This window comes from Nostoc sp. DedVER02 (genome assembly GCF_034530675.2).
In the GTDB taxonomy this organism is placed as follows: Bacteria; Cyanobacteriota; Cyanobacteriia; order Cyanobacteriales; family Nostocaceae; genus Nostoc.
The window spans coordinates 1-13,101 of the sequence record NZ_JAVRCP020000070.1; the positions used below are offsets into that span (position 1 = coordinate 1).

Consider the following 13,101-nt stretch of genomic DNA (forward strand, 5'->3'; position numbering starts at 1 on the left):
TTTGTTATTTTCCCTTTCCCCTTTAACCTTTTCCCTTTCCCCAGAAAAGTGCTTTTTGCACTTTTGCAAGAGGTCTAATGCATCCTTGAGGAATTTAATGGAGAACCGGATCATGTGCATTTGCTTATCAACCTACACCCAGACAACAATATTTCTGATTTAATGGCTTCGCTTAAATCTGCTTCCAGCAGGATTCTGAGACAACAATACAAATCAGAAATAGGTAAGTTTTACTGGGGCGAAAAAGTTAAACTATGGCATGATTCTAAATGCGTGGTTTCATGTGGTGGAGCGCCATTGGAAATAGTTAAAGATTATATTAAAGGGCAGTCAGGCGGGAAAGAATGATTGTCTACTGCCCTTCCCTTGCGTTTTCCGCTATCCATCCCCACCGTGCAGACGGATGGGGTTTTCCGCGAATCCAGATAAATAAAGTTAGCAACTGTTTCACGTTCGACCCAGCCCTGTTTACGGTAAAATTCCCGTTGATAGGATTCTCGCTCTTTATGATTCAGCAGCATGAGTTTTGAGTTTGCAGCCAAGCTGAATCAGGATTACCCGATTGGCTCAACTCGGTTAGGAGTTCGTTTCGTCGCTCCCGTGATGTAAATGCTACTTTGATGGAATTACGAGTTATGCCAAGCAATTCAGCAGCAGAAAAACCGAGGGCGTGAGCTACTGTATACTCTCGCCCAATGGTAGTACAGATTTGGACAGGATCATCTGTATCACCCAGAAGCGTAACTCAGAGAAGTTTTTGCGATCTATGCAGGGTAAAAGACGAATGTTCGTAGTTCGATGCTTTCTCGTGGGGGAGCGTTGGCTGGGCTGGTGGGGTCTTCAAAGGCTGTATGGGCGGCAAAACGCGCATATCCGTCTTCTGCGGAGTCGAAGCATTTGATAAATAGAGCTTCGTCTCTGTGCATTTGCGGAAAGTAGAACCATTTATGTTTGGCGTTATACGTGACTCCATAAGTTTCACCGACGCGATCGCGGTACACTAAATCACCAGCTACAAGGTCTGTGGGTGCGATACTTTGTGCATCACACAATGCTAATGGTGACTCTTGGATTGGTGTTGCAATTCCTCGCCAAACATTGATGATGGCAAATCGTTGTTTTAGTAGCGCATCAATGTCATCTATGCCTCGCGCTGCTAGTTCCAAACGGGCGCGAGTATAACCGGATTTGGCGGTGAAGTCGTTGTGTACGCGCTTGGCGGGTTCCTTAATATTATTCTCACCTGGTTTGGAGTTAGCAGCATTACGCAGGGTGTGATCGAATATTACTACCTTCGTTGCACCTGTCACTTCTTTTAACAATTGCTCGGCTTCTGGATAGTAGACGCGGCGTACTTCATCTTCATCGTAAAAGTTGCTGACATTAGTATTATGTCCAGTAAAGGCGAAACCTTCTCGATCTAACGAGATGTTTTCTGAGATAGAACGAGCATTGTAAATTGGCAGTTTGTGCGTTTGATAAGTTGCATTCGTGCGCGCAATCCCTGGCGGTGGTTCGTAAGTATAGTTAACAGGTTTTTCTGCCATTGGAACGAGGTAACTGAGGTTAGCCTCTACGTATGGCAGTTCTACGGAAATTGGTTTGTCTAGAACTTGGTTATTTAAGCTCATCTGTTATCCCATTTTGGATTTTAGTTAATTTCTGTGAATCTCTACGTCCTATTTTTGAACTGCACCAACGGGAACAGGTTCACCAAGAACTTTGGCGAATCTTTGCAAATAGAAGTCCACAGGGTTTGCAACTGCCTGAATTGAGGAGCGATCGCTTAAGCTGTTCCACCATGTCTGCAAACGAGGTGTTTCTGCTGGTAATGTGAATTTGCGGAAGTGTTCTAAGAGTGGTAAACGCTCAAACCAAGGATAGAAGCTGATATCAACAAGGCTAAACTGATTTCCTAACAAGTAATCACCTTTGCCTAATCCTTCTTGTTCAATATATAGAAGTGCTTCTGTGAACTCTCTTCGTCCTTGTTCCTGTTCTTGGCTATCTTTACCGCGCAGCAATTTATTAAAAGCTGGGACAAGGCGAGTATTGGCGTAGTCTATCCAGATGCGGGCGATCGCTTTAGCTGCGGGATCGCGGGGTAACAAAGGTGGTTCCGGGAAGACTTCATCTAGATATTCATTGATGATGGCGGACTCGTAAATTACAACATCCCCATGTTTGATAGCTGGGACTTTGCCATAGTGGGAAATCTGTGTGTACCCATCTGGTTTGTTCTGTAAGTCAATTTCTATCGGGGTGAAGTCAATGCCTTTTTCCAGTAAGACTACACGAGTCCGTTGAGAGAAAGTAGAGGCTTTGGCGAAGTACAGTTGTATGTTGCTCATAAAATCTTCTCCTTGTAACGTGGATGCAGGCTATTTGAGATTGCAATAAGACAAAAGCGAGATGTGTTGATTAGTGCAGTTAAATAATTGACTGGCAGGTATCTACGTCAGTTAGATGGTATATTACAGTTTGTCGGTCGGTTTATCGTATTTTATATATCATACAGCCTTCCTGAAAATATGTATACCTAATTGTTAGTGTAACTAAATAAATATTTAGACATAATCAGGCTTGTCAAAAAGAGGTGTTATATGTACTCTAAAGCTGACTCTAATAGGCAGATCCGTCTTGGCTTGCTAGTACCGGCAGGTAACACGACGTTTGAGCCTGACTTTCACTCTGCTTTTTCCAGTCAAGTCAGTATTCATAGCCATCGCGTGATTGCTCAACGCTCACACGCTTATGAGAGCTATGAATCAATGGATGACATCAATGAAGAAGCTGTTAAGGAAGTAGAAAAATTAGCTAGAGCCGGAGTACATTTTGGAGCATACGGCTTCACAACAGCAACATTTTACCGAGGGCGAGTTTTTGCCGAACAACTAGAACAACGTTTGACGCAGGTGCTAGGAGTACCTGTTGTTGTGCCTGCTCTGGCTCTATTAGAAGCCTTGGCACATCTAAAGATTAAGAAAATTTCTGTAGTCACTCCTTATCCAGAATGGAACAACCAAACGCTAAAAACATTTTTGAGTGAAGCACCTTTTGAAATAGTGGGGTTTAAAGGTGATGAACGCCCAAAAGAATTAGCAAAAAAGAATTACCTTTGGCATCAGTTACCCAATGAAGCCGCAACTTTTATCAAAGAGATATCTCACAAAAGTGCAGATGCTATTGTGTTGCCCTGTACGGCATGGAGAACATTTGAGGTGATTGAGGAATTAGAAGCAGATTTGAATATTCCTGTAGTCACAGCAAATCAATCCACAATATGGAGTTTAGCAAGGCGCGGTTCTATTGAACCTGCACTTCGTCCGAGAGGAAAACTGTTTGCTATTTAGTCACAGAAGTTTTCATAGATTAAATCTTAAAAAGAGGAAATTTCATGTCAGACAAGTCTAATTTCCAAAACCCGCTTTTAGATGAGATCCTAGCTCATTATGAGCGTGGTTTGGAAGCTGAACGCTTATTAAAGCGTACAAATCCAATTGAATTAGTTCGCACCCAAGAGCTTCTTAGCCGCTACTTACCTCCTCCTCCCGCTGTGATTTTCGATGTTGGTGGCGGCTCAGGTATCTATGCTTGTTGGCTGGCCCAGCTAGGGTATAAAGTTCATCTGATTGATCCAGTTCCTTTGCACGTAGAGCAAGCCCGTTTTGCTTCTCAGGTTCAGCCAGATTATCCCCTTGCAAGTGCAGAGATTGGAGATGCCCGTCAGTTAAATCAAGCAAACAACAGCGTTGATGCAGTTCTTTTATTTGGGCCACTGTATCACTTGATCGAACGTAATGAGCGCATCGCAGCATTACGCGAGGCCAATCGTGTTTTAAAGAGCGGAGGTCTTGTCTTTGCTGTTGCTTGTTCTCGCTTTGCTTCCCTCTTAGACGGTTTATTTCGGGGATGGTTAGACGATCCGGAGTTTGTGGAAATTGTTCATCGGGACTTGCTTGAAGGGCAGCATCGTAATCCGAGTAACCATCCTGCTTACTTTACAACAGCCTTCTTTCATCATCCTGATCAACTAAAAGCAGAGGTAGAAGAAGCAGGGTTATCTTGTGAAAAGCTGTTAGCCATAGAAGGCCCAGGCAAATTACTACAAAATTTTGAGGAACATTGGAGTGAACCAAGTCGCCGTGAAAGACTCTTACAAGCTATTCGTTGGATAGAGACTGAACCTTCTACATTAGGTGTAAGCGCTCACATTATAGCTATTGCTAAAAAGGTGGCAGTCTGACAGCAAGATGCACATTAACCTTATCAAACCTTAGTTAATTAAGAACAATAAATATTAAGTGCAAACAGAACTGGTTATTTTCGACTGTGATGGGGTGTTGGTAGACAGCGAGACATTGGGTAATCGTATTCTTGTCGAATTTGTCGCCGAGTTTGGCCTGATATTGAAACTTGAAGAAGCCATTTTGGGGTTCAGCCGAGATACGCACAAAACCGGACACGTTGTAAATTTTTGTTGCAGAGCGTGTTTTATTGATTTACCAACTTGCCCAAAAATGATATTGGGACAATCAAAATTTTGCACGGTGAAATGAACTCTTTACCTTAATAATCCCTCAAACTTGCTCATAAACAATCATTTTTGGGAATGTTTCAACTGGAGGAATAAAGTAAAGCTTGGGATCGAAACAACCGTATATCAAGGGTTTGACTTGATATCTGTTACAGAACTTTACAACGAATCGCACTTGCGGGTATCCCGGCTGAACCCCTAATGGCAAAATTTAGTAAGGTTTTCTTTTCCAGGCTTGTCCTGTTTCAAGTAGCCACTCTTGGCGTTTTTCAATTTTTATTCTTTCTAATGGCGTTTTTCCTATTTTTTGTATTTCTAATCTTCCGTACTCTTCTCCCATCTCTTCAAGAATGGTAGGTTTAATTACTTTTTCATACAGTTTCTTCCCCGCACCTCCGGTTTTCATTATGTATTTGATGCCTTGTTGATTTGCTTGAAAAAGCCTGGCAAGTGTGGAAAATCCTGAAATAAGACTATTTAGCATATAGAAACCTTGTTTTTGCTTTGTCGGTTATGACTACAGACGCTTTCTTAGCTTTTCCGCCTTCAGTTCATTTCCGTTACAAAACTTTACAATGTGTCCCGATTTGCGCGTATCCCGGCTGATCCCCTATTTGGCGATCATAACAATGATATTGAAATGTTTCGCATAGCCGATTGTGCAATCGCTGTTGCCAATGCAACTGTAGAATTAAAACGCTACGCAACCCATGTAATTGATTCCAATCAAGCGGATAGTGTAGTGCGATATATCTCTCAGGATTGGAGTCAACAGAATACTCTGCCTAAGTTCGTGTAGATTGCTTGGTTACGTTTAAATTTAAACCTTCAGTCTTGTCAGTTTTCCACACCCATTTTAGATATGAAAAAGTCCAACTACTATAACTATATTGCACAAATCTATGACCAAACACGCTGGCTAACAGAATCAGTCGCAGAAGAAGTCGCCGACTTTATTCTTAAGCTTACTTGTGCCACACCTGAAACCTCTTTTTTAGAACCAGGTGTCGGCACAGGGTTAAATGTTATCCCTCTTGTCAAACGGGGTTATTCTGTGACAGGAATTGATGCTTCTCAAGAAATGCTCGATCAGTTCCGTCAAAAATTAAATGTCACTCCTTCTAATCTGAAACTGATTCACAGTGATGCTTCACAATTACCTTTTCCAGACAATAGTTTTGATGTTGTATTGACTGTCCACATGATCCATACTGTCTCTGATTGGAGAGTATTTTTAGACAACATTGATCGAGTACTAAAGTCTAGAGGCTTTTATCTTAATTGTCAGTGGATTACCCCACCAGCAAGACGAGAATTTGAAGAATATTTTCGAGATATATTATCTAAACATGAAGGAAAAAAGGAAAAGTTGCCGAGCATTAATATAGTAACGAACAAAATAGATATAAAAGGATATTTACAGCAAAAAGGTTACGTATCAAATTACTTTGTAGCTAAGGAATGGAGAGTTAGCAATACAGTTGAAGAGCTACTAAGTTTTTTAAAAGCACGAGCATACGGTTTATGTTGGCAAGTATCAGATGATATATTTCATCTAGTAATAAATGAATTTGAAGAATTTTGTATCAATCATTATGGTTCTTTGAAAACTAATCTCTCCTCTGAGGCTAAGTTTGAAATATGGGCTTATAAAGCAATTTAAAAACTCACATAAATTATGGATATTTTAATACGCAGCGTTAAGCAAGATGAATTATCAGCACTGCTAGACCTGTATAAACATCTGAACCCAACAGATGCTCCCTTACCTGACACATCAACTCTTGAGAAAATATGGAACGAAATATTGACTGATCGCAAGATTAATTGCTTTGTAGCAGACTGGGAGGGAAACTTAATTGCCTCTTGTATTTTGGCGATCGTCCCTAATCTGACGCGGGGCGCTCGTCCCTATGGACTAATTGAGAATGTAATTACTCATCCCGATTATCGTCGCCAAGGTGTAGGAAAGCGCCTGATATATCATGCTTTACAATCGGCATGGAGTCATAATTGTTACAAAGTAATGCTCCTAAGTGGAAGTCAAACCAAGGAAGTACTCCAGTTTTATGAAAAAACTGGGTTTAAGAAGGGTATCAAAACTGGTTTTGTGGCTACACCAATATCTGACTGAGGTGGTGTTAAGCCTTTTCGTAGCTAAATATAGATAGTGCTTGACTTATGTTTTCACAAGATGTAATTTATCAATATCAGACAAAACATCGCTAAGTCAATCGGTTTTTAGTATTTTATTTCAGAATAGATATCTTTGTTGTAAATTAACCTAATTTTAGAGTTAACAGTTTTTGCATAGTATCATTGAAAATTTTCTGAAAATTTATTGTTATAAAGTACAGATTTTTCGACAACAGATAATGTAATGCGAGAAAAAGATTACCGAAAAATACAACAAAAAGGAGGATTGTTCATCTCAAATCCAAAATAATATAAGTTTGAATAAAATTTGAATCTTATTGATGAACTACAGGCATTCAATTAGAAGTAGCAAAATTGAGAATATTAGAAATGGAAAAAAATATTGCTTTCTCACACTAATATTCATTCAGGGAATAGCGATCGCACTCTTATTCATTAATACAACCGCATTGGCAGCCACAGTCAATCCCTGTCCCGAAGGTATGGCGATGATTTCAGGAGGAACGTTCAAAATGGGGTCTGATAATTCCAGTTTTGTGGAAGAGCGATCGCCTGGAGATGTAGCGGTGACTAACTTCTGTATTGATAAATATGAGGTAACAAATGCACAATTTTGTGAATTTGTCAAAGCTACAGGATATCTGACAATTGCAGAGCGTCCCTTATCTGAAGAACAGTTTCCCGATTTACCCGATGAGCAGCGATTACCAGGTTCTTTAGTGTTTGAGATGGCAAAACCGGGTGTCAAGGAAGTTTCCTTTCTGAGTTGGTGGCATTGGACTCCTGGCGCGAATTGGCAACATCCTTTTGGCCCAGACAGTGCGATTGCTAGCAAATCCAACTATCCAGTTGTTCACATAGCTTACGAAGATGCCCTAGCCTACGCCAAATGGTCAGGAAAATCCTTACCTACGGAAGCTCAATGGGAATATGCCGCCCGTGGTGGCTTGGATGGTGCAATTTATGCTTGGGGCAATGAATATTCTGAACATAGAGCCAACACTTGGCAAGGAATTTTTCCCTTTTTCAACACTAAAGCTGATGGTCATTTGGGCATTGCTCCCGTCGGTTCTTTTGCACCCAATGGTTATGGACTCTATGATATGACCGGCAATGTGTGGGAATGGACTACTGATTTCTTTCAAATCGGACGCGATGCCTACGGCGGGCTACGCCTACGCAAATCTGATCGAATTAATCCTATTGCCTTAAATCAAAGCTTTGATCCCAAAAAGCCAGATGAACCAAAGTTACACGTAATTAAGGGGGGATCGTATCTCTGCGCTCCCAATTACTGTAGCCGCTTCCGTCCGGCGGCGCGGGAGTCAGAATCACCCGATACGGGAACTACTCATATCGGGTTTCGGCTAGTTAAAAATTTGCCTGACAGCACACTAGCCATAAATCCAAAATCCCAAATCTAAAATCCAAAATTGTTATGACTGATCCTCACAAAAGAGATCCTTTGTATAGACCTCTTACAAAAGTAAGAGAGCGCAAGATAGGGAAAGAAAAAAAATTAAAGCCTCTGGGTTTTTCTTACCCTTTCCCCTTTCCCCTTTCCCCTTTCCCCCATTTCTGCAAGAAATCTTATGCATCTCTCAAGTTAACTTCTGGTGCGATCGCCTTTTTGAGTGCCCTAACGCTAATATTTTTTAGTCTCTTACCTCTACCTGCTTGGGCAGACTACGGCGAAAAATTGCCATTACCCCAACCATCTTTTCAAGGCAAAATTGGCATTACTTACAAAGAATCCCAACCAGACTTCCCCAAACCCATTAAGGCTCCAGAAAATGCACCAAACATATTGCTGGTGTTGCTTGATGATGTCGGTTTTGGACAAACCAGCACCTTTGGCGGCGCGATCGATACGCCTAATTTAGACCGTCTAGCAGCAAGGGGATTGCGTTATAACCAATTCCACACCACAGCACTCTGCTCTCCTACCAGAGCCGCATTGCTTACGGGACGCAACCATCATTCTGTAAATACAGGTGTGGTTGAGGAGTTAGCTACAGGCTATCCAGGTTATACTGCGATTTTACCTAGAAGTGCGGCAACGATCGCTGAAGTATTACGAAATTATGGATATAACACCGCAGCCTTTGGCAAATGGCACAATACCCCAGACTATGAAACCAGTGCAGTAGGGCCATTCGATCGCTGGCCGACAGGTTTAGGTTTTGAGTACTTCTATGGATTTCTGGGCGGTGATACCAATCAATGGAGTCCAGCTTTGGTGGAAAATACCCAACATATTCAGAAACCAAATCGCCCTGATTATCACCTCACCCCCGATCTAGCAGACCATGCAATTAAGTGGATTCGTACCCAGCAAGCGATCGCTCCTGATAAACCCTTCTTTACCTACTTTGCCACTGGCGCAACCCATGCCCCACACCATGCGCCCAAGGAATGGATCGACAAATACAAGGGTAAATTCGATCGAGGTTGGGATAAATTACGCGAAGACATCTTTGCTCGTCAGCTAGCCTTGGGTGTAATTCCCGCCGATACTAAGCTGACCCCTCGCCCAGCGGAACTCCCGGCTTGGGATTCCCTCACTCCCACCGAGCAAAAAGTTTATGCGCGTCAGGCAGAAGTATTTGCAGGTTTCCTCAGTCATACCGATGCACAAATTGGTAGAGTTATTGACGCGATCGATCAACTGGGTAAATTGGATAACACCTTAGTCTTTTTCATCGCCGGCGATAATGGTGCGAGTGCTGAAGGCGGCTTAACAGGTAGTATCAATGAATTAAAAGTCTTTAATGGCGTAGCAGAAAGTCCTCAAGAAGTTCTTGCGGCTTTTGATGATTTAGGTGGGCCAAAAACCTTCAATCATTTTCATGCAGCTTGGGCTTGGGCAGTGGATAGCCCCTTTCAATGGACAAAACAAATTGCTTCTCACTTCGGCGGAACCCGCAATGGTTTAGTTGTGGCTTGGGGCGATGCCTCCGGCGGGCTTCGCCAACGCATCAAAAATCGTGGTGGACTGCGGAGCCAATTTCATCATGTAATTGATATTGCGCCTACAATTCTGGAAGCTGTGGGGATTGAAGAACCAGAGGTAGTCAACGGTGTAAAACAACAACCCATCGAAGGTACTAGCCTTGTTTATAGCTTTGACGATCCTGCTGTACCATCCCATCACAAAACCCAGTATTTTGAAATGTTTGGCAATCGTGGCATTTACGATCGAGGTTGGGTAGCAGCCGCCCGTCATGGACGCTTACCTTGGGAGCGTGTCTCCAAAACCACCTTCGATCAAGATAATTGGGAACTATACGATATTACCAAAGACTTCAGTGAAGCCAACGATTTAGCCAAGCAGAACCCTGACAAGTTAGCGCAACTACAAAATCTATTTCTGAAAGAAGCAGAAAAATACAAAGTTCTGCCCTTGGACGATCGCTTACTTCAACGGTTTGATGTCAAAATCCGTTCCAACAGAATCACAGGACGCAATAGCTTTACTTATTACACATCTGTTGCAGGGATTCCCGAAGGCAGCGCTCCCAATATTAAGAATCGCTCCTTTAGCATCACTGCCGATGTGGATGCTGCTTCATCTGGTACTGAAGGCGTTTTAGTCACCCAAGGCGGACGTTTTGCGGGTTGGAGTTTCTTCTTGCAAGAAGGTAAACCCACCTTTGCTTACAACTTCTTCAATAGCGATCGCACAATCATTCAATCTTCTCAACCAATTGCGATCGGTAAATCTCAAATTAAATTTGACTTTACTTATGACGGTGGCGCTCCGGGAGCAGGCGGTACTGGTAAGCTCTCGATCAACGATCGGCAGGTTGCTGAAGGCCGCATTGATAAAACTGTAGGCTACCGATTTGGTTTAGATGAAACCTTTGATGTTGGTCAAGATACTGGGACACCTGCGGTAGATACTTACCAAACACCCTTTGCATTCACCGGCAACTTACAGCAAGTCACCTTGGAATTGAAGTAATAGGGATTGGGCATTGGGTATGGGGAAAGGGAAAAGGGTAAGGGGAAAAGGGGAAAGATTAAATTTATTCCTTTTCCCTTTAACCTTTAACCTTTAACCTTTTCCTCTGCCCCCTGCCCCTCCGCCCTCTGCGTGAAAAAAAATCATGAACGAAATCTTGTCACTAATCGATAAACTCGCACTTTTCACATTTATTGTGTTCACCATGCTGGGTGCAGGGTTGAGTCTCACCGTACAACAGATTTGGGAACCACTCCGCAACCCTCGCTTAGTTATCTCATCGCTGCTGACAAATTTTGTATTAGTGCCAGTTTTTGTATATTTACTATTGCAAGTAGTACATTTAAGCGAACCTCTCAGAGATGGTTTACTGATTATGGCAGTAGCATCAGGGCCTCCAGCATTACCTAAACTTGCCCATATAGTCAAAGGCAATATAGCTTTCTCGGTGGGATTAATGATGTTGCTAATGCTGGGCACAATTTTTTATATGCCGATTGTACTACCCTTAGTAGTGGAAGGTGTGCAAATTAACTCCTGGGACATTGCCAAACCCTTATTGTTAATGATGGTTAGCCCATTGATCCTTGGGTTATTCATCAAAGCAAAATTGAGTGCGATCGCTCCCATTATCCAGCCGATTTTGTTCAAATTATCTAATGCTGGATTACTTTTAGGTTTAGTGGTCAGGCTGATAGTTCACACTAACGATATCATTGGCTTATTACAAACAGGTGCAATTTTCGTTTGTGCTGTTTTCATAGTCTTCTCCTTTAGCGTCGGTTATCTTTTGGGCGGCCCTGGTATCGATACCCAACGAGTGCTAGGAGTAGGAACCGCTCAACGTAATTTTGCCGCAGCATTATTAGTAGCTACAAGTAATTTTGAAGATCCCAGCGTCGTGAGCATCATCATGGTGACGAGTCTTTTAATGATGATTGTAGTTCTGATCGCCGGGCCAAAGTTCATAGAATTAGACCAAGGAACGGGTGTAAAGATAGAGCAAGTAGAAGTTTGAAACTGTCCTGACTGCAAAAATATCGCTTTCAGCATCACTATTATCAGCATCAAAACTACCATCACTTCTACCCGCACAAATTTTGCATTCGATGGTATACGTGGCTCAATCTCTATAGGTGAATGGCACACTTGTTATTAATACAATCCCACGGGTTACCTGCAACTGCCCACAGGGTTTGCTCAAAGCCTAATTCGCTCCGTTATCTACCATTATTTTGTTCGTTTTTTGACTACATATTATTGTTCATGAGTATCAAAGGTGGATAAACCAAGTTTTCTAACTTCCGCCCAATGCCCAATGCCCATTAAATTTTAGGTGAGTTAAGGGCATTTAATAATAACAGTGACCACGGTATTTTAATATCGGGTATGAGCGATGAGTAGTTTCTCAGTATTGGCAATGCAGTCGGTAGCACAAAACGTAAAGAACGTAGAGATGCGGGACGATGTCTACGACGGGCTTCTCTACGAGACGCTGCGCGAACGCCTACGTCATTTTCATCGACAATTCCATATTTACTAGCTAGTTCGGCAACAATCTGCACGCGTCCGGTATGGCGCATGATATTTGATTCACCAGCAAGTGCAGCAATTACCCGTCCAGTAAATAAGGGAGTTTCCCAGTTGTAGCGATCGCTAATTAATGAGTTTTTTTGCTCTGTAGTATTGGTTTCATTCATCTCAGCAGCAAAACTAGAAAAAAGCTCAGTCCCAACAATACCCGGCCAAATGGAAACAGAAGCGACATTATGGGGTTTTAATTCAACAGCCATATCAGCTGCTAGGCGATCGCACGCTGCTTTACCAACACCATAAGCTGTATTAAAGAAATGGGACATTCCCGCCCATGAGGAAATGGTGCAAATTAGTCCAGAGTTCCGCTTAGTCATCATTCGGGCAGCAAAAACACTCGCAATATAGTGGCTACGAAGACCAACGTTGTGGCTAGCATCCCAAATACCTAGTTCACAATCCCAAAAGGGCTGCCCTAAAGAGTTTCTTATTGCCTGAACTCCTGAGTAAGCATTGTTAACTAGTAGATCGAGTTGTCCATCTTGTTCATCTTGGATGCGCTCAAATAGTAAACGTACCTGTTCATCGTCGCTGTGGTCTACTTGAACAGGAATGCATATACCACCAATTTCGTCAATAGCTGATTGGGTTTCACTAAGGCTCCCTGAAACCACATCACTCGAAGAGTTATTGAGGCTGCGGCCGGTGACGTATACAGTTGCCCCAGCCTCACCCAACCCAATAGCAATTCCTTTGCCAATTCCCCGTGTACCACCTGTTACCAACGCCACTTTACCCTCAAGGTGTTTTATCATTCTTTTCTTCTCCCTCTTTTTGGCTACGGTGTACACACAAATCTCTTGCATCTGCACGTTTGTTGCATCGCTCTGCATCTTTGTTGCATTGCCCT

13 protein-coding genes and 1 pseudogene are annotated in these 13,101 nt (G+C 42.5%); 9 read left to right on the forward strand and 5 right to left on the reverse strand.

From position 1 onward, the window contains the following. Window positions 1–81: 81 nt before the first annotated feature. The gene (gene tnpA / locus RMZ41_RS31595; protein WP_322645269.1) at window positions 82–348 is read left to right on the forward strand and encodes an IS200/IS605 family transposase; all 267 of its coding nucleotides are present in this window, start codon (window positions 82–84) and stop codon (window positions 346–348) included. A gap of 277 nt (window positions 349–625) precedes the next feature. Here the strand turns inward: tnpA and RMZ41_RS31600 are convergent. The 3 genes and pseudogenes from RMZ41_RS31600 to RMZ41_RS31610 all read right to left on the reverse strand — a co-directional run. Next, a pseudogene (locus RMZ41_RS31600) lies at window positions 626–736 on the reverse strand (hypothetical protein); the annotation flags it as partial. Between the two features lie 28 nt (window positions 737–764). Then, window positions 765–1,631 (reverse strand): CmcJ/NvfI family oxidoreductase, encoded by an 867-nt coding sequence (locus RMZ41_RS31605; protein WP_322645267.1) that lies wholly within the window; start codon window positions 1,629–1,631, stop codon window positions 765–767. A 48-nt stretch (window positions 1,632–1,679) separates the two neighbouring features. Continuing rightward, window positions 1,680–2,351 carry a glutathione S-transferase family protein gene (locus RMZ41_RS31610; protein ID WP_322645266.1) on the reverse strand — a complete coding sequence of 224 codons (672 nt, stop codon included), beginning with the start codon at window positions 2,349–2,351 and terminating at the stop codon, window positions 1,680–1,682. 252 nt (window positions 2,352–2,603) lie between these two features. Between RMZ41_RS31610 and RMZ41_RS31615 the strand changes: the two genes are divergently transcribed. Both RMZ41_RS31615 and RMZ41_RS31620 read left to right on the forward strand, forming a co-directional pair. Next, the gene (locus RMZ41_RS31615; RefSeq protein ID WP_322645265.1) at window positions 2,604–3,353 is read left to right on the forward strand and encodes an aspartate/glutamate racemase family protein; all 750 of its coding nucleotides are present in this window, start codon (window positions 2,604–2,606) and stop codon (window positions 3,351–3,353) included. Between the two features lie 44 nt (window positions 3,354–3,397). Continuing rightward, a complete protein-coding gene (locus RMZ41_RS31620; RefSeq protein ID WP_322645264.1) occupies window positions 3,398–4,246 on the forward strand; it encodes a class I SAM-dependent methyltransferase in 849 nt (282 codons plus the stop codon). Between the two features lie 502 nt (window positions 4,247–4,748). Here RMZ41_RS31620 and RMZ41_RS31625 read toward each other — a convergent pair. Next, window positions 4,749–5,021, reverse strand: coding sequence for a hypothetical protein (locus tag RMZ41_RS31625; protein ID WP_322645263.1), 273 nt, complete (start codon window positions 5,019–5,021; stop codon window positions 4,749–4,751). A 93-nt stretch (window positions 5,022–5,114) separates the two neighbouring features. Between RMZ41_RS31625 and RMZ41_RS31630 the strand changes: the two genes are divergently transcribed. The 6 genes from RMZ41_RS31630 (at window position 5,115) to RMZ41_RS31655 (ending at window position 11,676) form a co-directional block, all read left to right on the forward strand. Beyond that, on the forward strand, window positions 5,115–5,336 hold the full coding sequence (locus RMZ41_RS31630; RefSeq protein ID WP_322645262.1) for an HAD family hydrolase: 222 nt from the start codon (window positions 5,115–5,117) through the stop codon (window positions 5,334–5,336). A gap of 63 nt (window positions 5,337–5,399) precedes the next feature. Further along, window positions 5,400–6,200, forward strand: a complete 801-nt coding sequence (locus RMZ41_RS31635; protein ID WP_322645261.1) for a class I SAM-dependent methyltransferase — start codon at window positions 5,400–5,402, stop codon at window positions 6,198–6,200. A gap of 15 nt (window positions 6,201–6,215) precedes the next feature. After that, window positions 6,216–6,671: a GNAT family N-acetyltransferase gene (locus RMZ41_RS31640; RefSeq protein ID WP_322645260.1), complete on the forward strand. Its 456-nt coding sequence runs from the start codon at window positions 6,216–6,218 to the stop codon at window positions 6,669–6,671. 343 nt (window positions 6,672–7,014) lie between these two features. Beyond that, complete coding sequence (locus RMZ41_RS31645; RefSeq protein ID WP_322645259.1) at window positions 7,015–8,118, forward strand: formylglycine-generating enzyme family protein; 1,104 nt, start codon at window positions 7,015–7,017, stop codon at window positions 8,116–8,118. A 14-nt stretch (window positions 8,119–8,132) separates the two neighbouring features. Next, window positions 8,133–10,658 (forward strand): arylsulfatase, encoded by a 2,526-nt coding sequence (locus tag RMZ41_RS31650; protein WP_322645258.1) that lies wholly within the window; start codon window positions 8,133–8,135, stop codon window positions 10,656–10,658. Window positions 10,659–10,803: 145 nt separating this feature from the next. Beyond that, window positions 10,804–11,676 (forward strand): bile acid:sodium symporter family protein, encoded by an 873-nt coding sequence (locus RMZ41_RS31655; RefSeq protein ID WP_322645257.1) that lies wholly within the window; start codon window positions 10,804–10,806, stop codon window positions 11,674–11,676. A 307-nt stretch (window positions 11,677–11,983) separates the two neighbouring features. Here the strand turns inward: RMZ41_RS31655 and RMZ41_RS31660 are convergent, their stop codons facing one another. After that, window positions 11,984–13,003 (reverse strand): SDR family NAD(P)-dependent oxidoreductase, encoded by a 1,020-nt coding sequence (locus RMZ41_RS31660; RefSeq protein ID WP_322645268.1) that lies wholly within the window; start codon window positions 13,001–13,003, stop codon window positions 11,984–11,986. Window positions 13,004–13,101 lie beyond the last annotated feature (98 nt).

What these genes read in the sequence shown, in the direction of transcription:
- RMZ41_RS31605 (WP_322645267.1), bottom strand. Translation starts at nt 1,631, where the DNA reads ATGAGCTTAAATAACCAAGTTCTAGACAAACCAATTTCCGTAGAACTG.
- RMZ41_RS31610 (WP_322645266.1), bottom strand. Translation starts at nt 2,351, where the DNA reads ATGAGCAACATACAACTGTACTTCGCCAAAGCCTCTACTTTCTCTCAA.
- RMZ41_RS31615 (WP_322645265.1), top strand. Translation starts at nt 2,604, where the DNA reads ATGTACTCTAAAGCTGACTCTAATAGGCAGATCCGTCTTGGCTTGCTA.
- RMZ41_RS31620 (WP_322645264.1), top strand. Translation starts at nt 3,398, where the DNA reads ATGTCAGACAAGTCTAATTTCCAAAACCCGCTTTTAGATGAGATCCTA.
- RMZ41_RS31625 (WP_322645263.1), bottom strand. Translation starts at nt 5,021, where the DNA reads ATGCTAAATAGTCTTATTTCAGGATTTTCCACACTTGCCAGGCTTTTT.
- RMZ41_RS31635 (WP_322645261.1), top strand. Translation starts at nt 5,400, where the DNA reads ATGAAAAAGTCCAACTACTATAACTATATTGCACAAATCTATGACCAA.
- RMZ41_RS31640 (WP_322645260.1), top strand. Translation starts at nt 6,216, where the DNA reads ATGGATATTTTAATACGCAGCGTTAAGCAAGATGAATTATCAGCACTG.
- RMZ41_RS31645 (WP_322645259.1), top strand. Translation starts at nt 7,015, where the DNA reads ATGAACTACAGGCATTCAATTAGAAGTAGCAAAATTGAGAATATTAGA.
- RMZ41_RS31650 (WP_322645258.1), top strand. Translation starts at nt 8,133, where the DNA reads ATGACTGATCCTCACAAAAGAGATCCTTTGTATAGACCTCTTACAAAA.
- RMZ41_RS31655 (WP_322645257.1), top strand. Translation starts at nt 10,804, where the DNA reads ATGAACGAAATCTTGTCACTAATCGATAAACTCGCACTTTTCACATTT.